We start from the raw sequence: 17,130 nt of genomic DNA, 5'->3' as shown, positions 1-17,130 counted from the left end.
AATAAGAAAAGAAATAACGATCGATATTATCAAAAATAATTAAAAATCGAAAACCTTTAACGCAAAGATAATGCGAAAGCTCTTTAATAAAAACCCTGGCCCCGCAAGCCTTTAATGATGAAGAGAACTCATGCACCTCCATTGAAGGGTATCGTTTGCTTTTGATTAACGCAGAATCGTATAACTTCTTAGCAAGAATAACCCAAAAATCCTCATCGATATTTTTCAGAGGATTTCCCTCTCCAGGCACACGCATACCTTGTGACTCAAAATCAAAACAAACCGGCACAATCTTTTTCTTTTCCTCATCAGTTTCATGATACAAGTCAAGCAACAATCGAGAGACAAGCAGCGACTTACCAGCCCCAATATCACCTATAAGGTAAGATATCCTATTTGAACCCAATTCAATTTCATCCGTTTTTTTTGTTGTTATTGGTCGATGCACAACAACATCAAAAAACTCCTCGAAAGATTTTAAAAAAATAGACTTATCTTCTTCGCTAGCGCTAGCAGTCGCTGAGACAGAAGGAGGCTTATAATATTCTGACAAAAATCTAGCATTTAAACTATCCATTGTAATAATACGGCGCCCCGGATGCCAGTCAAGACAAGAAAGCGGGCCTGTCAACTCTAATGACTTAGAAGTCACATGATTCGAGAAACAATTAGAGTAAAGTTCTGTAAATTCTTCGGAAGAAGCGTCCATCCGAACACCAGAAACATACTCATCATAAAACCTTGCTATTTTTTTCGGAAGATGCCGACTTACCCTGCAAAGCTTGTAATAAGAATATTTTTTTCTCATCATTAAACTCCATTTTTCACAAAAGATTACTCAGACAAAGACAACCCACCCCTCATGGGATTCGATTTCGGGTAGCTCCCTGATCGATAGGTTTCGATAAGATTCAGAATCTCTTGCTTTAAGGGTGAAGAAGATGTATCTGACATGTCCGCAGCGTCACTCCAACCATGTGACCAAAAATGGATTCAACCGGCTGAACAAACAGTTGTACAAGTGTCAAGATTGCGGTCGCCAGTTCGTTCTCCATCCTGCCAAGGGAGCGGTTTCTCAGGAAACCCGCGAACTGATCGATCGGTTGCTGCTAGAAAAAATCTCCTTGGCCGGAATTGCCCGTGCGGTGAAGGTCTCCGAGGCCTGGCTGCAGAACTACGTGGCTGATCGCCGACCTGTTTCCCCGTCCGCAGCGCACGGGGCGTCCGCGCCGGGACGACCGCCTAATGCTCAACGGCATCTTCTGGGTGCTGTTGCTCGGGGCGCGTGGCGTGATCTTCCCGAGCACTTCAGTTCCTGATCGACGGTTATCGCGAATGGCGTAACGACGCACCTTCAACAAGCTTCTGGAGCAGCTGCACATCCCCGCCTGTACGAGGATCAAGTCGATCGACCTGACCTCGATCCGTCTCAGCGCCTTCTTACCTAATTCCACACTCATCCCACCCCAAAAATCAACACAAAACGTGAACAATCCGACAAGCTCATCGATCCGCCCCCTCCCCCCAATGACACAACCCCTGCAACACCGCACTCATCTCCAGCACCTGTTCCAGGCTCCCGACCTGCCCCAGCCGCATCAGCCGCTTGGCATAACGCAGTGCCTGCGGGGACTTGGCGGCGATTGTTGAGGCCATTTCGTGGACGCGGGCGGTGAGTGCGTCGGGGTCGACGACGTCGAGGACGAGGCCGAGGCGGTGGGCCTCGGCGGCGTCGATGACGCGGCCGGTGACGGTGAGGGCGAAGGCGGCCTGGTAGCCGATCTGGCGTTGCAGGAACCAGGCGCCGCCGTCGCCGGGGATGAGGCCGAGGTCGATGAAGGTCTCGCCGAAGCGGGCGCGGGTGGAGGCGATGCGCAGGTCGGCCATGCAGGCGAGGTCGCAGCCGGCGCCGATCGCCGGGCCGTCGACGGCGGCGATGACCGGCACCTCGCAGCGGTAGAGGGCGCGGGGGATGCGCTGGATGCCGTGGCGGTAGCGGCGTTCGAGTTCGGCGGCGTCGCCGGCGAAGTCGCCGCGGCGCGCGGCCATGTCCTTGATGTTGCCGCCGGCGCTGAAGGCCGCGCCCTCGGCGGCGATCACCAGCACCGAGACCGCCTCGCAGGCGTTGACCCAGTCGACGGTGGCGACGATGTCGTCGATCAGGGCGGTGCCGGTGAGGGCGTTGCGCACATCGTCGCGCGCCAGGGTCAGGGTGGCGACCCGGTCGGCGAGACCGAGCCGGGCATCGGTGAGGTCGGGCGGGTTCATCGCGGGGCCTTCCATGACGGGGCGCCCCGACGGGCGCCGGGGCGCTTGCGGGGATTGCGGATCAGTCGCCGGCCGGTTGCATCACCAGCACCGGGGAGCGCGCGGCGAGCAGCACCTCGCGGGCGAAGCTGCCGAGACGCATGCGTTGCAGCCCGGTGCGACCGTGGGTGGTCATGGCGATCACCGCGCCCTTGATCAGCGCCGCGTACTCGACCACCGCACGGCTCACGTCGGTGCCGTGGAGCACGTCCCAGTTGGCGCTGACGCCGTAACGCTCGGGCAGGTGGTCGGCGACGCGCCGCAGATAGACCCACTCGCCGGCGTCGGCGCCCTGGCCGAAGCTCGGCTTGAGCACCTGGATCAGCCGCAGCTCGGCGCCGATGGCGCGGGCGAAGGCGACCGCCTCGGGGAGCATGGCCTCGGACAGCGCCGAGCCGTCGAGACACACCAGCAGGCTGCGGATCGGCCCGCTCCAGGCGTCGTCGAGGTGCGGACCGGTGAGCAGGATCGGGCGGTGGGTCTGGCGCAGCAGCTCGCTGGCGACGCTGCCGAGCACCGCCTCGCCGACCACGCCGCGGGCGTGGGTCGACATCACCACCGGGTGATCCGGGCTGGTCGCGCCGATGCGCTCGATCAGCCCGTCGGTGGCGACCTCGTGGACGCCGACCTCGACCTCGGCGTCGTTGAGCCCGCGCGCGGCGAGCAGGCTCTCGAGCAGGGCGCGGCGCTCGGCGGTCTCGCTCTCGCGGGTGACCACCGAGAGCAGCCGCGCCCGGGCGCCGAGCTGGCCGGCCAGCGACAGCCCCGGACGCAGCGCGCCCTGGGAGACGGTGGAGGCATCCACCGGGATGGTGACGACAGCAGCGGACATGACGGACTCCTTGCCGCGTCGGCTCAGGCGAGCCAGCGCTTGCGGCGGCGATAGTGTTTGACGTTGAGATAGTCGACCCGCTCGGCACCGCCGAGATAGAACTCCTGCACGTCGGGGTTCTCGCGCAGCACCGCCGCCTCGCCGCTCATCACCACCTGCCCGTTCTCGAGCAGATAGGCGTGATCGACCACCTCCAGCGCGGCGGCGGCGTTCTGCTCGACGAGCAGCACGCCGACCCCCTGCTCGCGGTTGATCTCGCCGATGATGGCGAAGATCTCCTGCACCAGCAGCGGCGAGAGCCCGAGGCTCGGCTCGTCGAGCATGATCAGCTCGGGTTCGGTCATCAGCGCGCGCCCGATGGCGAGCATCTGCTGCTCGCCGCCGGAGAGATAGCCTGCCTTGGTGCGGGCGCGCTCGCCGAGCCGGGGGAAGTAGGTCAGCACCCGCTCGCGCAGCTCCTGGTAGCGCTTGCGACTGCCGCGCAGCGGGTAGGCGGCGAGCAGGTTGGCCTCGGGGGTGAGGTGCTCGAAGATGCGCCGCCCCTCGAGCACGTGCACCAGCCCGCTGGCGACCCGCGCCGGCGGCGCCAGCGCCAGCATGTCGGCGCCCTGGAAGCGGATCTCGCCGCGCGTAACCAGCCCGCGCTCGGGCGCGAGCAGGCCGCTGACGGCCTTGAGCGTGGTGCTCTTGCCGGCGCCGTTGCCACCGAGCAGGGCGATCATCTGGCCCTTGCCGATCCGCAGCGACACCCCCTTGATCGCCAGAAACACGCGGTCGTAGACCACCTCGACGTTGCTCAGCTCGAGCAGCGGCGGCGTCACCGGCAGCGACGCGACGCGATTGGCTGCTGTCTCCATGAAGGCCCTCGCTCTCTCCTTGGTCGACCGGACGCGCCGGTCGGGTTCGGTCGGCGCCGACGACGCGCGTCGGCCCCCCTCGCGCACGGTCGCGGACGGGGCGCCCGGCCCCGCCCGCACCGACTCAGCGCCCGTCGCGGAAACCCGCGGCGTCCTTCTCGATCTCGTCCCAGACGATGTCCTGATAGGCGCTGCGCCACTCGGTGACCGGCACCCAGGCGCCGCCGTCCCAGCGCGACACCCGGCCGAAACCGCCGCCCTGGTGGTCGGTGGCGCTGAAGCTCAGCGGCGGCATCAGCCCCTCGGCGTCGAAGTTGCTGATCTGCTCGAAGCCGCGGCGCAGCGTGTCGCCGGTGAGCGGCGCGCCGTACTCGGCGAGCGCCAGGCGCGCGGCCTCGACCGCCACCGCCATGGTCGCCACGCCGATGTTGTAGTAGCTCGAACCGACGTTCTCCTCGGGCCCGCTGCCCTCGCCCTTGGCCACCACCTCGTCGAGGATCGCCTGGATCACCGGCAGCTCGCGTCCGGGGGCGACCGCCTCGTAGCGCTTGACCCCGGTCATGTGCTTGCCGAGGTGCTCGGCGTCGGCCTCGGCCAGCCACACCACCGAGAGGATGTGCTCGGGGCGGATGCCGTTGCGGATGGCCTCGCGCACCGAGACCTGCTGACCGCTGCCGGCGCCCCAGATCAGCACCTGGTCGGGCCGGTAGCGACGCACGTCGGACCAGGTCGCCGACTGCTCGGTGCCGGGGCTGGGATAGGCGAAGGCGCGCAGCTCGAAGCCGTGACGCTCGGCCAGGGTCTCGAGCACCGGCACCGGCTCGCGGCCGAAGGGCGAGTCGATGTGCACCAGGGCGATGCGCTTGCCGGCGAGCCCGCCGAGTTCGGTGTCGATGTAGTCGGCGAGGATCGCCGCCTGCGACCAGTAGGTCGCCATCATCGGGAAGACGAAGGGGAAGGTCTCGCCGTGGCTGGCATCACCGCGACCGTGCAGCGGGGTGATCATCACCACCTCGTCCTCGAGCACGCGGTTGACCGCCGCGCGCGACACCGGGGTGCTGAGGAAGTCGACCAGCACCGCGCCCTCGCCGCGGGCGCGGTTGTAGGCCTCGATGCCGCGCTGGGGCTCGTTGGCGGTATCGCGCACCAGCGCCTCGACGGGGTGACCGTCGAGCCCGCCGCGGGCGTTGACCAGACGCAGATAGTCCTGCTGGCCCTGGTTGTACTCGTTGGTGAGGAAGGTGTAGACGGCGGTGAAGTCCTGCAGCAGCGCAAAGCGCACCGGCTCCTTGTCGGGCACGTTGGCGAGACTCGCGCCCAGGGCCAGGGCGCTACAGGCGCCGAGCAGGCCGCTCAACCATGTCTTCTTCATCGATGGGGTCCTCCTTGTCTTGTCGTTGTCGTGGGTGTCGATCAGCGCTGGGCGTGGCGGAAGGGCCAGACCAGGAAGTACTTGCGGATGTTGTCGTAGATCTTCGCCAGCCCCAGCGGCTCGAACAGGATCACCGCGATGATCAGCGCGCCGTAGACCATCAGCGGGATGTGGGCGATGAGGTTGAAGGAGACCGGGAACAGCTCCAGCCCCGCCACCCAGGCCAGCAGGTTGGTGAGCACGATCGGCAGCAGCAGGATGAAACCGGCGCCGAGATAGGCCCCGATCACGCTGCCCAGACCGCCGACCAGCACCATCGCCACCAGCTGGATGGAGACGTTGAAACCGAACTGCTCCGGGGTCACCGCCTGGTAGTAGCAGAAGGCGAGGATGGCGCCGCTGACACCGCCGAGGAAGGAGCTGGTGAAGAAGGCCAGCAGCTTGTAGCGCAGCGGGTCGACGCCGATCACGGCGGCGGCGAAGTCCTTGTCGCGCACCGCCACCAGCGCCCGCCCGACGCTGCTGCGCTTGATGTTGAGCAGCAGCAGGGTGCAGATCAGCGTCCAGCCGAGCGCGGTGTAGTAGAGCGCGGTGTCGCCGTCGAGGGGGATGAACAGCAGTCGCACCTCGGGGGTGGCGAGGGTGGCCTGCGCCCCGCCCGAGATCGCCGGGACGTTGATGATCACCCAGGAGACCAGGTACTGCATCGCCAGGGTCGCCATCACCAGATAGAGCCCCTTGACGCGCAGCGCGGCGGCGCCGAAGACGCAACCGATCAGCGCCGCGGCCAGCCCCGCGCCGACCAGCGCCAGCTCGAAGGGCACGCCGGCGCGGGCGAGATGGATGCTGGTGTAGGCACCGATGGCCATCACCGCGGCGAAGCCGAAGTGGAGCTGCCCGGCGATCCCCATCAGCAGGGTCAGCGACAGCGCCGCCGCGGTCCAGATCAGCCAGGGCGCGAGATAGCTGTTGAGATACAGCTCGGGCAGCAACAGCGGCGCGAGCAGCGCCAGGGCGAGCAGCCCGCCGAGCAGGCGGCGGTCGGCGGCCAGCGGCCACAGCTTGCGGGTGGCGGCGTAGCGGGTGTGATGGATGCCGGATTGACGATAGAACATGGTCTCAGACCCTCTCGATCTCTTCCCGCCCGAAGATGCCGTGGGGGCGGAACAGGATGGTGAGCAGGATGATCAGCGAGGTCACCACGTCACGGGTGCCGCCACCGACCAGGGGATCGACATAGCCGGGGACGACGCTGCCGAGGATGCCGACGACCAGCCCCGCGACCAGCACCCCGTGGATGCTGTCGAGCCCGCCGAGGATGACCACCGCCACCGCCGGGAAGAGCAGCGTGGTCAGGCTCCAGTCGACGCCCTGCACCGAGCCCCACATCACCCCGGCGGCCACCGCCGCAACCCCGGCGAGCCCCCAGGAGACGGCCACCGCGCGCTCCACCGAGATCCCCACCGACCAGCTCGAGACGTGATCGTCGGAGACGGCCAGCAGCTTGGTGCCGAGGCGGGTGCGGAAGAAGAACAGCGCCAGCCCGATCATCAGCGCGCCGATCGCCCCGCCGATCAGGTACTCGCGATTGATGAACACGTCGCCGACGATGATCGGCATCATGTCGATGCCGAGATCCAGGCTCTTCGGCGCGGCGCCGAGCAGCCCCGGACCGAGACCGCGCAGCAGGCTCTCGAGCCCGAGGGTGAGCATCACCACCATGATGATCGGCTGCCCGACCATGCGCCGCAGCAGCACCCGCTCGGTGAGCATGCCGAACAGGAACATGCCGAGCACGGCCACCAGCAGCGCCACCACCACCGGCGCGCCGAGCCAGCCGGCGACCATCCACACCAGATAGGCGGCGATCATCACCATCGCCCCCTGGGCGAGGTTGGGCACCCCGGAGGACTTGTAGATCAGCACGATGCCGAGTGCAACCAGGCCGTACATCAGCCCGGTCAGGGCGCCGTTGATGGTCAGTTCGATGAGGAATGCGATATCCATGCTCAGGCCTCCTCGGCGATGCGGTCGGCGTTCACCCGGGCGATGGCCAAGTGACGCTTGAGGGTGCCGGAGGCGCCGGTCTCGTAACCGATCCGGGCCTCGTACTCGATCGAGTCGCGTCCGGCGTAGAGCGACTCGATGATCGGCGCATAGTGGGCGTCGATGACGTCGCGGCGCAGCTTGCGGGTGCGGGTGACCTCGCCGTCGTCGGGATCGAACGCCTTGTGCAGATTGACGAAGCTGCGGATCGCCAGCGCCGGCGGCAGCAGCGCGTTGACCCGCGCCACCTCGGCGCGCACCAGCGCATAGACCTCGGGCTTCTGCGACAGATCGGCGAAGGAGGTATAGGGCACGCCGTTGATCTGCGCCCAGTGCCCCACCGCCTCGCTGTCGATCACCACCAGCGCGGCGAGGAAGTCGCGCTCGCGCCCGAGCACGCAGGCCTCGCGGATGTAGTCGCTGAACTTCAGCCGGTTCTCGATATAGGTCGGGATGAAGCGCTCGCCGGTGTTGGTGTAGACCACCTCGGAGAGCCGTCCGAGCACCACCAGCTGACCGTCGGCCTCGAGCTGGCCGGCGTCGCCGGTGTGCATCCAGCCCGCGCGCAGGGTCTCGGCGGTGGCCTCGGGGTTGTCGAAATAGCCGTCGAAGACGTTGTCGGCGCGCATCAGGATCTCGCCCTCGTCGCTGATGCGCAGCTCCACCCCGGGGAAGGGCCGCCCGGCGGTGTGCAGGCTCACCGAGCCCGGGTCCTGGGCCACGCACAGCGCGCAGTTCTCGGTCTGGCCGTAGAACTGACGCAGGTCGAGCCCGAGCGCGCGGAAGAACAGGAACACGTCCTCGCCCATGGCGTCGCCGGCGGTATAGGGGCGCGCCACCCGCCGCAGCCCGAGCTGGTCCTTGAGCGGGCCGAACATCAGCACCTCCCCCACCCCGCGCCACAGCCGCCGCCACGGCGCCGGACGTCGGCCCTCCAGGCGATCGCGCTCGAGCCGCTCGGCGAAGGGCATGAAGTGGGCATAGAGCGCGCGCTTGAGCGGGCTCGACTCCTTGATGCCGACCTGGATGCGGGTGAGCATGCTCGACCAGGCGCGCGGCGAGCCGAAGTAGAGCGTCGGGGCGATCTCGCGCAGGTCGTGGAGCGCGGTCTCCTGCTGCTCGGGGATGTGGACACAGAAGCGCAGCAGGATCGCCGCACCGACCGAGAAGATGAAGTCCCCCACCCAGGCCATCGGTAGATAGGCCATGTGCACCTCGCCCTCGCGGAAGTAACCGGCGCGCGAGGCGTTGCGCACCGCCGCGATGATGTGGCCGTGCTTGAGCGGGATGCCCTTGGGTCGCCCGGTGGTGCCGGAGGAGTGCAGCAGCACCGCCGGGGCGTGGACGCTGGTGCGCTCCTGCAGCGCCGCGCGCAGCCCCGGCTCGGCGCTGAAGCGCGCGCGGCCCTGTGCGCTCAGCGCCGCGATCGCCCGGGCGCCCGGCGGCGGGGCCTGCTCCAGCCCGCGCGGGTCGTCGTAGAGGATATGATCGAGCGCCCCGTAGCCGGCCGCGCGGATCGTCAAGAGCTTGTCGACCTGCTCCTGGTCCTCGACCAGGGCGCAACGGATCGACTCGGTCTCGAGCTGGCCGCGCAGCTCCTCGGGCGGGGTGTCGGGATAGGCCGGCGAGGGCAGCGCGCGCAGCGCGATGGCCGCGAGCATGCCGAAGTAGAGCGCCGGGCGGTTGTCGCCGATCACCAGCACCCGGTCGCCGGGCTCGACCCCCAGGGCCTCGAGCCCGGCGGCCAGCGCCAGCACCTCGTCGAGGTACTGGCGCCAGGTGTAGCCCTGCCAGATGCCGCGCCGACGCTCGCGCAGCGCCACCTCGTGACCGTGGTGCTCGGCGTTGTACACCAGCCAGTGGATGAGATGGTCGTGGGACTGCCAGTGCGGGTGCAGCGCGATGTCCCCGATCGCGTGCGGCTGGCGCTGTTCAGGCTGCATCCTTCACCCTCCCGATATAGGCCGCGACCACGGTGGGATCGTTGATCGCCTCGCGGGTCGGTCCCTCGGCGATCTTCTCGCCGTTGTTGAGCACCACCGCGCGGTTGCAGATGGCGGTGACCACGTCCATGTGGTGCTCGATGAGCAGCATGGTGGTGCCCATGGCGTCGCGCGCATCGAGGATGAAGCGCACCATGTACTCCTTCTCCTCCTGGTTCATCCCCGCCATCGGCTCGTCGAGCACCAGGAAACCGGGCTCGGCGCAGAGCGCGCGCGCCAGCTCGACGCGCTTCTGCATTCCCAGCGGGATGACGTCGACCGGCTCGTCGCGCACGCTCTCGAGCTGGAGCAGGTCGATCACCTCCTCGACCCGCCCCCGGTGGGCGACCTCCTCGCGCTCGGCCCACCACCAGTAGAAGGCCGCGCCGAGGATGCTCGGGCGCATGAACAGATGACGCCCGAGGAGGATGTTGTCGAGCACGCTCAGCCCGCGAAACAGCGCCACGTTCTGGAAGGTGCGCGCCACCCCCTTGCGGGCGATGCGGTGGGGCTTGAGCCCGCTGATGCGCTCGCCGCGATAGCGGATCTCGCCCTGCTGCGGCGGATAGAAGCCGGTGATGGCGTTGACCAGGGTGGTCTTGCCCGAGCCGTTGGGACCGACCAGGCCGAAGATCTCGCCCCGGTGGATGTGCAGATCGATCCCCTTGAGCGCCTGCAGTCCGCCGAACCAGCGGCTGACCGCGGCGCATTCGAGTATCACCTCGTCGGGATCATGGTCCTGTCGCGTCGTCGTCACGCCTGTGTCCTCCCTGCTCTCCTCGTTTGTCTCGGCGCCCCTGTCATGGGTGCAGGGGAGCGCGCCCGCTCGCACGGCGGGCGTCGTCGTCATGGCTCGCGGATCGGACCGGGCGCGGCCCGGTCGGGGGGAGAGACCGGCCCGCCGCCCTCCGTGGCGTGGCCGGTGCACTGGGCCGGGACGCGTGCCCGGCCCCCGCGGCGCCCTCCCGGCGCCGCCCGTCGCTCACGCGATCAGCCGGTCTCCTCGGCGCGCCCGAGCGCGGCGATGCTCTGCTCGCGCAGCATGGTCTTGAGCGCCCGCCCGGTGCTGCGCGGCAGCCGCGGATAGAGACGCACATAGCGCGGCACCTTGAAGTAGGCGATCTGGTCCTTGCAGTACTCGCGCAGCGCCTCGGGTTCGAGGCTCGCGCCCGGCTGCAGCTCGACGCAGGCGCACACCACCTCGCCGAGACGCGCGTCGGGCACCCCGACGACCACCGCCGCGCGCACCGCCGGGTGGGTCTCGAGGAAGCGCTCGACCTCCTCGGGGTGGATGTTCTCGCCGCCGCGGATGATGGTGTCCTTGACCCCGCCGACGATGCGGCAATAGCCCTCGGCGTCGAGCACCGCGAGATCGCCGGTGTGCAGCCAACCGGCCTCGTCGATCACCCGCGCGGTCAGCTCGGGGTCGTCCCAGTAGCCGCGCATCAGGCTGTAGCCGCGCACGCACAGCTCGCCGGGCTCGCCGACCGGGCGGATGCGCCCGGCGTCGTCGATCACCTTGGCCTCGAGGTGCGGGCCGATGCGCCCGACCGTCTGCAGCCGCCGCTCGACCGGGTCGTCCGGGGCACTCATGAAGGAGACCGGCGAGGACTCGGTCATGCCGTAGGCGATGGTCACCTCGGCCATCCCCAGGCGACGTCTCACCCGATCCATGGTCTCGGGCGGACAGGGCGCGCCGGCCATGATGCCGGTGCGCAGTCGGCCGGGGTCGAAGGTCTCGGCGCGGGGGTGATCGAGCATCGCCTTGAACATCGCCGGCACCCCGTAGAGCGCGGTGCAGGACTCGGCGGCGACCGCCTCCAGGGTGGCGAGCGGGTCGAACCCCGGCCCCGGATAGACCATGGCGCTACCGTGCAGCAGACAGGCCATGTTGCCCATCACCATGCCGAAGCAGTGATAGAGCGGCACCGGGATGCACACCCGGTCGGCGGCACCGAGCCCGAGCTGGCGCCCCACCATCAGGCCGTTGTTGACGATGTTGTGATGGGTCAGGGTGGCACCGGCCGGCGGGCCGCCGGTGGCGTTGCTGAACTGGATGTTGACCGGGTCGTCGGGGTCGACCGCGGCGGCGAGCGCACGCACCCGCTCCAGGGTCTCGGGGGCGGGCTCGACGAGCAGCGTGGAGAAGGCGACGGTGCCCGGCCAGGCCTCGTCGTCGAGACGGATCACCCGTTCGAGTGCGGGCAGCGCCTGGGCCGCGAGCGGCGCCTCACCGGCCGTCGCCAGCTCCGGCAGCAGCTCGGCGAGCAGCGGCGGATAGTCGGTCTCGCGGATACGCTGCTCGACCACCAGCGCGCGCGCCCCGACCAGCGCCAGGGCGCGCTCCAGCTCGGCCGGGCGCAGCGCCGGGTTGAGGCTCACCAGGATCATCCCCAGCCGCGCGGTGGCCAGCTGCACCAGGGTCCACTCGATGCGGTTGCCGGTACACACCGCGATGCGGTCGCCGGCGACGAAGCCGAGTTCGAGCAACCCGGCGGCGAGCCGGTCGACCCGGGCATCGAGCCCACGCCAGTCGAGCCGCGCATCCCGCCCCCGATCGACCAGCGCCAGTCCATCGGGCCGGGTCTCGGCGAGTCGTCTCAGACAGTCGCCGACCGTCATCCCCTGGAGCGTCTGCGTTGCGGTCCCGTGCACATAGCTGCGCCGAAGCTGGTCCATCTGGCTCCTCCTGAGAAGGTTGTCTGACGGCGTGGCGGGCGTCTCGGCCTCGATGCGGATCCTGCCGCTGGGATAGAATCTATTTGCCGTTTACGTCCACGTCAACTATTTTCTCGCACAACCGTCGGGGTTGAGCCGGGCCCTCCAGTCCTTTGTTCGAGGTCCCCGGAGATTGCGTAAAATAGATCGCTTACCGGCCAGCGCGCCCGCCCCAGTCAGCGCCCGGAGCGGGCTCAAGACGTCGACGTCAATCAAGCCCCACATCCACCGCAGGAGTCATCGGCGCATGAGCACACCCACCAATCCGCACCCGGAACAGGAACCCGGCGGCACCACCTTCACCATCGGCGAGCTGGCGCGCGAGTTCGACATCACCACCCGCACCATCCGCTTCTACGAGGATCAGGGCCTGCTCTCGCCGACCCGCTCGGGCACGCGCCGGCTCTATCGCCGCCGCGACCGCGCCCGCCTCAAGCTGATCCTGCGCGGCAAGCGTCTCGGCTTCACCCTCGCCGAGATGCGCGAGGCCTTCGACCTCTACGACGAGGCCCACGGCGAGGCGCAACAGCTGCGCTACTACCTCTCGGTGCTCGAAGAGAAGCGCCAGCACCTGCTCCAGCAACGCGAGGACCTGGAGGAGACCATGCGCGAACTCGAACAATCCTACGCCCACTGCCAACAACTGCTCGAACAGCAGGAACGCGAACGCGGCGACGCGCAGCGGATGGCGTCGTAGGGGTAGCGGCCAGGGCTCAGCGGCCAGCGGCCAGCCGCCAGCCGCCAGCCTCCAGTCAGCGGGATCCGGACACCTCGCAGGACATCGGGCGTCGCTCGAACCGCAAGCACGTAGCTGCGGCGCTGGTGGGCAAGGCATGGCTTCCAGCCTTCAGCCACCAGCCGTCAGAACAGCGAGACCCAGCTGCCTCGCAGACCATCAAACATCTCTCGAACCGCGAGCACGTAGCAGCGGCGCTGGCAGCTGGCAGCTGGTGGCTGGCGGCTCCGGTGAAATCGTGACGGCCTGATTCCGCCGAACCCCGCCCCTCCCCGCAGACCACGCCCAGTCGCGACTGCCGACTGCCGACTGACGGCTGGCGACTGCCGACTGACGGCTGGCGACTGGCGACTGGCGACTGGCGACTGGCGACTGGTAGCTGGTAGCTGGTAGCTGGCGACTGGTAGCTGATGGCTGGCCGCCTCCCCTATTGACGTTTACGTCAACGTTATTTAGCATCCAGTTCAACCGCAGGGATGCGCCCGGACCGCGTCTGGACGCGAGCGAGGACGCGCGCCCCGCGCCGCCACGCCGCAGGCCGGTCGAGGACCGCGCCCCGGCGCACCGATCCGTCAACGGAGGACACGCGCATGATGCAGTTCCCGACCCTGGACTTCGACCTCGGCGAGGAGGTCGAGATGTTGCGCAGCGCGGTGGCCGAGTTCGCCGCCGCCGAGATCGCCCCGCGCGCCGCCGCCATCGATCACGACAACGCCTTCCCCGCCGACCTCTGGCGCAAGTTCGGCGACCTCGGGCTGCTCGGTCTCACCGTCGACGAGGACGACGGCGGCACCGGCATGGGCTATCTCGCCCATATCGTCACCATGGAGGAGCTCTCGCGCGCCTCGGCCGCGGTCGCCCTCTCCTACGGCGCCCACTCCAACCTCTGCGTCAACCAGATCCGGCGCAACGGCACCCCCGAGCAGAAGGCCCGCTATCTGCCCAAGCTGATCAGCGGCGAGCACGTCGGCGCCCTGGCGATGTCCGAGCCCGGCGCCGGCTCCGACGTGGTCGGCATGCGGCTGCGCGCGCGCCGCGAGGGCGATCGCTACATCCTCAACGGCAACAAGATGTGGATCACCAACGGCCCCGACGCCGACACCCTGGTGGTCTACGCCAAGACCGACCCCGAGGCCGGCTCGCGCGGCATCACCACCTTCATCGTCGAGCGCGACATGCCCGGTTTCTCCACCGCGCAGAAGCTCGACAAGCTCGGCATGCGCGGCTCCAACACCTGCGAGCTGGTGTTCGAGGACTGCGAGGTGCCGGTCGAGAACGTGCTCGGCAGCGAGGGCGGCGGGGTGCGGGTGCTGATGTCCGGGCTCGACTACGAGCGCGCGGTGCTCGCCGGCGGGCCGCTGGGGATCATGGCCGCCTGTCTCGACGTGGTGCTGCCCTATGTCCACGAGCGCGAGCAGTTCGGCCAGCCGATCGGCGAGTTCCAGCTGATCCAGGCCAAGCTCGCCGACATGTACACCAACCTCAACGCCTGTCGCGCCTACGTCTATGCCGTGGGCCGCGCCTGCGACCTTGGCCGCACCACGCGCAAGGACGCCGCCGGCGCCATCCTCTACAGCGCCGAGCGCGCCACCGCGATGGCGCTCGACGCAATCCAGTGTCTCGGCGGCAACGGCTACATCAACGAGTACCCCACCGGGCGGTTGCTGCGCGACGCCAAGCTCTACGAGATCGGCGCCGGCACCTCGGAGATCCGGCGCATGCTGATCGGCCGCGAGCTGTTCAGGGAGACGGCCTGAGGCCGAGGGAGGACGGCGGGGGACGAGGAGGACAGCCCGACCACGCCGTCGGACACGCGCGAAGCATCAGGGTCAGGGACAACCGATGAATGTCATCAAGAGCAAGATCGATCCGCGTTCGGAGGCCTTCCGCGCCAACCGCGAGGCGATGGACGCGCTGGTCGCCGACCTGCGCGCGCGCGTCGCCGCGGTCGCCGCCGGCGGCAGCGAGCGGGCGCGGGCGCGCCATCTCGAACGCGGCAAGCTGCTGCCGCGCGAGCGCATCGAGGTGCTGGTCGACCCGGGCTCACCCTTCCTCGAACTCTCGCAACTCGCCGCGCTCGGGCTCTACGACGACGCCGTGCCCTCGGCCGGGATCATCACCGGGATCGGTCGGGTGTGCGGGCGCGAGTGCATGATCGTGGCCAACGACGCCACGGTGAAGGGCGGCACCTATTACCCGCTGACCCTGAAGAAACACCTGCGCGCCCAGGAGATCGCCCAACACAACCGCCTGCCCTGCATCTATCTGGTCGACTCCGGCGGCGCCAACCTGCCCAACCAGGACGAGGTCTTCCCCGATCGCGACCACTTCGGGCGGATCTTCTACAACCAGGCGGTGATGTCCGCGCAGGGCATCGCCCAGATCGCGGTGGTGATGGGCTCGTGCACCGCCGGCGGCGCCTATGTGCCGGCGATGGCCGAGGAGAGCATCATCGTCAAGGAACAGGGCACCATCTTCCTCGCCGGTCCGCCGCTGGTGAAGGCGGCCACCGGCGAGACGGTCAGCGCCGAGGCGCTCGGCGGCGCCGAGGTGCACTCGCGCACCTCCGGGGTGACCGATCACTTCGCCCTCCACGACGCCCACGCCCTGGGGCTGGCGCGCCGCGCCGTGTCCCGGCTCAACCACACCAAGCCGATGCCGCTGGAGATCCGCCCCAGCCGCCCGCCGCGTCACGACCCGGCCGAGCTCGGCGGCATCGTCCCGCCCGACAACCGCACCGCCTACGACGTCCGCGAGGTGATCGCGCGCATCGTCGACGACTCCGAGTTCGACGAGTTCAAGGCGCTCTACGGCACCACCCTGGTGTGCGGCTTCGCCCACCTCAACGGCTATCCGGTCGGCATCGTCGCCAACAACGGGGTGCTGTTCTCGGAGTCGGCGCTCAAGGGCACCCACTTCATCGAACTCTGCAGCCAGCGCGGCATCCCGCTGATCTTCCTGCAGAACATCACCGGCTTCATGGTCGGGCGCAAGTACGAGTCCGGCGGCATCGCCAAGGCCGGGGCGAAGATGGTCACCGCCGTGGCCTGCGCCCGGGTGCCCAAGTTCACCGTGATCATCGGCGGCAGCTTCGGCGCCGGCAACTACGGCATGTGCGGGCGCGCCTACTCGCCGCGACTGCTGTGGATGTGGCCCAACGCGCGCATCTCGGTGATGGGCGGCGAGCAGGCGGCCAACGTCATGGCGCAGGTGCGCCGCGACACCCTGGAGACGCGCGGCGAGTCCTGGTCGGCGCACGAGGAGGCGGCGTTCAAGCAGCCGATCCTCAAGCAGTACGAGCGCCAGGGCCACCCCTACTACGCCACCGCGCGGCTGTGGGACGACGGCGTGATCGACCCCGCCGACACCCGCACGGTGCTCGCGCTCGGGCTCTCGGCGAGCCTCAACGCGCCGATCGAGGAGACCCGCTTCGGCCTGTTCCGCATGTGAGCATTCACCCACAGGAGCCACCCCGATGCCACAGACCCGACTCAGCCTGCGCATCGAGGCCGGCGTGGCCCAGCTGCGCCTCGCCCGCCCCGAGCGTCACAACGCCTTCGACGACGCCCTGATCGCCGAGCTGACCGAGACCCTGCAGGGCCTCGATCGCGACCAGCGGGTGCGTTGCGTGGTGCTCGGCGGCGAGGGCGCGAGCTTCTCGGCCGGTGCCGACATCGACTGGATGCGGCGCATGGCCGACTACGACGAGCCCGCCAACCAGGCCGACGCCCGCGCCCTCGGCGCGCTGCTCTCGACCCTCCACCGACTCGCCAAGCCGACCCTCGCCCGGGTGCAGGGCGCGGCGATCGGCGGCGGGCTGGGGCTGGTGGCCGCCTGCGACCTGGCCTTCGCCACCGCCGACGCCGCCTTCGCCCTCACCGAGGTGCGCCTCGGGCTGATCCCGGCGGTGATCGCGCCCTATGTGATCGCCGCCATCGGGCCACGTCAGGCCAGCCGCTACATGCTCACCGCCGAGCGCTTCGACGCCGCCGAGGCCGAGCGCATCGGCCTGCTCCACGGCATCAGCCCGGACCTCGCCGCGCTCGATGCGCGCATCGCCGAGATCACCGCCGCGCTCGCCGCCAACGGCCCCGAGGCGATGGCCGCGGCCAAGACGCTGATCCGGCGCGTGCACGGCCAGCCGATCGGTCCCGAGCTGGTCGAGGAGACGGCGCGCCGCATCGCCCGCATCCGTGTCGGCGCCGAGGCGCAGGAGGGCCTCGGCGCTTTTCTCGACAAGCGCGCGCCGCGCTGGCGCACGACGCCCGCCGGCTGAGGCC

At 68.3% G+C, this 17,130-nt stretch carries 14 protein-coding genes and 1 pseudogene; 5 read left to right on the top strand and 10 right to left on the bottom strand.

Annotated features, from left to right (window positions below):
• On the bottom strand, positions 1-811 hold an 811-nt coding region (locus EBL84_RS16900; protein ID WP_148040280.1), incomplete at its 3' end, for a hypothetical protein.
• Positions 812-1,182: 371 nt separating this feature from the next.
• On the opposite strand from EBL84_RS16900, the pseudogene EBL84_RS17290 reads away from it, so the two are divergent.
• Positions 1,183-1,383, top strand: a pseudogene (locus EBL84_RS17290) (transposase); the annotation flags it as partial.
• A gap of 120 nt (positions 1,384-1,503) precedes the next feature.
• On the opposite strand, the gene EBL84_RS09065 reads toward EBL84_RS17290, so the two are convergent.
• The 9 genes from EBL84_RS09065 to EBL84_RS09025 all read right to left on the bottom strand — a co-directional run bounded on the left by EBL84_RS09065 (position 1,504) and on the right by EBL84_RS09025 (position 12,075).
• Positions 1,504-2,268, bottom strand: coding sequence for an enoyl-CoA hydratase-related protein (locus EBL84_RS09065; protein ID WP_123140522.1), 765 nt, complete (start codon positions 2,266-2,268; stop codon positions 1,504-1,506).
• 61 nt (positions 2,269-2,329) lie between these two features.
• On the bottom strand, positions 2,330-3,139 hold the full coding sequence (locus tag EBL84_RS09060; protein WP_123140521.1) for a universal stress protein: 810 nt from the start codon (positions 3,137-3,139) through the stop codon (positions 2,330-2,332).
• Positions 3,140-3,162: 23 nt separating this feature from the next.
• Entirely contained in the window at positions 3,163-3,996 is an 834-nt protein-coding gene (locus tag EBL84_RS09055) for an ABC transporter ATP-binding protein (protein ID WP_005224227.1), read from the bottom strand.
• A gap of 124 nt (positions 3,997-4,120) precedes the next feature.
• Entirely contained in the window at positions 4,121-5,368 is a 1,248-nt protein-coding gene (locus EBL84_RS09050; protein ID WP_123140520.1) for an ABC transporter substrate-binding protein, read from the bottom strand.
• 41 nt (positions 5,369-5,409) lie between these two features.
• Positions 5,410-6,483: a branched-chain amino acid ABC transporter permease gene (locus tag EBL84_RS09045; protein ID WP_005224229.1), complete on the bottom strand. Its 1,074-nt coding sequence runs from the start codon at positions 6,481-6,483 to the stop codon at positions 5,410-5,412.
• A 4-nt stretch (positions 6,484-6,487) separates the two neighbouring features.
• On the bottom strand, positions 6,488-7,375 hold the full coding sequence (locus tag EBL84_RS09040; protein ID WP_005224230.1) for a branched-chain amino acid ABC transporter permease: 888 nt from the start codon (positions 7,373-7,375) through the stop codon (positions 6,488-6,490).
• Between the two features lie 2 nt (positions 7,376-7,377).
• On the bottom strand, positions 7,378-9,357 hold the full coding sequence (locus EBL84_RS09035; RefSeq protein WP_123140519.1) for a long-chain fatty acid--CoA ligase: 1,980 nt from the start codon (positions 9,355-9,357) through the stop codon (positions 7,378-7,380).
• On the bottom strand, positions 9,347-10,153 hold the full coding sequence (locus EBL84_RS09030) for an ABC transporter ATP-binding protein (protein WP_165913515.1): 807 nt from the start codon (positions 10,151-10,153) through the stop codon (positions 9,347-9,349). The genes EBL84_RS09035 and EBL84_RS09030 overlap by 11 nt, the downstream gene beginning before the upstream one ends.
• 233 nt (positions 10,154-10,386) lie before the next feature.
• The gene (locus tag EBL84_RS09025; protein WP_123140517.1) at positions 10,387-12,075 is read right to left on the bottom strand and encodes an AMP-binding protein; all 1,689 of its coding nucleotides are present in this window, start codon (positions 12,073-12,075) and stop codon (positions 10,387-10,389) included.
• Positions 12,076-12,361: 286 nt separating this feature from the next.
• Between EBL84_RS09025 and EBL84_RS09020 the strand changes: the two genes are divergently transcribed.
• The 4 genes from EBL84_RS09020 to EBL84_RS09000 all read left to right on the top strand — a co-directional run bounded on the left by EBL84_RS09020 (position 12,362) and on the right by EBL84_RS09000 (position 17,126).
• Positions 12,362-12,811 carry a MerR family DNA-binding transcriptional regulator gene (locus EBL84_RS09020; RefSeq protein WP_123140516.1) on the top strand — a complete coding sequence of 150 codons (450 nt, stop codon included), beginning with the start codon at positions 12,362-12,364 and terminating at the stop codon, positions 12,809-12,811.
• 632 nt (positions 12,812-13,443) lie between these two features.
• Positions 13,444-14,607, top strand: a complete 1,164-nt coding sequence (locus tag EBL84_RS09010) for an isovaleryl-CoA dehydrogenase (RefSeq protein ID WP_200189317.1) — start codon at positions 13,444-13,446, stop codon at positions 14,605-14,607.
• Positions 14,608-14,692: 85 nt separating this feature from the next.
• Positions 14,693-16,300, top strand: coding sequence for a carboxyl transferase domain-containing protein (locus tag EBL84_RS09005; protein ID WP_123140514.1), 1,608 nt, complete (start codon positions 14,693-14,695; stop codon positions 16,298-16,300).
• 25 nt (positions 16,301-16,325) lie between these two features.
• Entirely contained in the window at positions 16,326-17,126 is an 801-nt protein-coding gene (locus EBL84_RS09000) for an enoyl-CoA hydratase-related protein (protein ID WP_123140513.1), read from the top strand.
• The last annotated feature ends 4 nt before the right edge of the window (positions 17,127-17,130 follow it).

Source organism: Marichromatium sp. AB31 (assembly GCF_003718685.1).
GTDB lineage: Bacteria > Pseudomonadota > Gammaproteobacteria > Chromatiales > Chromatiaceae > Marichromatium > Marichromatium gracile.
This window is presented reverse-complemented; position numbering and strand designations above follow the sequence as displayed.

Bases quoted from the DNA above. Each gene is read 5' to 3' on its own strand.
- EBL84_RS09060 (WP_123140521.1), bottom strand. From the start codon at position 3,139: ATGTCCGCTGCTGTCGTCACCATCCCGGTGGATGCCTCCACCGTCTCC.
- EBL84_RS09010 (WP_200189317.1), top strand. From the start codon at position 13,444: ATGCAGTTCCCGACCCTGGACTTCGACCTCGGCGAGGAGGTCGAGATG.
- EBL84_RS09035 (WP_123140519.1), bottom strand. From the start codon at position 9,357: ATGCAGCCTGAACAGCGCCAGCCGCACGCGATCGGGGACATCGCGCTG.
- EBL84_RS09040 (WP_005224230.1), bottom strand. From the start codon at position 7,375: ATGGATATCGCATTCCTCATCGAACTGACCATCAACGGCGCCCTGACC.
- EBL84_RS09050 (WP_123140520.1), bottom strand. From the start codon at position 5,368: ATGAAGAAGACATGGTTGAGCGGCCTGCTCGGCGCCTGTAGCGCCCTG.
- EBL84_RS09025 (WP_123140517.1), bottom strand. From the start codon at position 12,075: ATGGACCAGCTTCGGCGCAGCTATGTGCACGGGACCGCAACGCAGACG.
- EBL84_RS09065 (WP_123140522.1), bottom strand. From the start codon at position 2,268: ATGAACCCGCCCGACCTCACCGATGCCCGGCTCGGTCTCGCCGACCGG.
- EBL84_RS09020 (WP_123140516.1), top strand. From the start codon at position 12,362: ATGAGCACACCCACCAATCCGCACCCGGAACAGGAACCCGGCGGCACC.
- EBL84_RS09000 (WP_123140513.1), top strand. From the start codon at position 16,326: ATGCCACAGACCCGACTCAGCCTGCGCATCGAGGCCGGCGTGGCCCAG.
- EBL84_RS09055 (WP_005224227.1), bottom strand. From the start codon at position 3,996: ATGGAGACAGCAGCCAATCGCGTCGCGTCGCTGCCGGTGACGCCGCCG.
- EBL84_RS09045 (WP_005224229.1), bottom strand. From the start codon at position 6,483: ATGTTCTATCGTCAATCCGGCATCCATCACACCCGCTACGCCGCCACC.
- EBL84_RS09005 (WP_123140514.1), top strand. From the start codon at position 14,693: ATGAATGTCATCAAGAGCAAGATCGATCCGCGTTCGGAGGCCTTCCGC.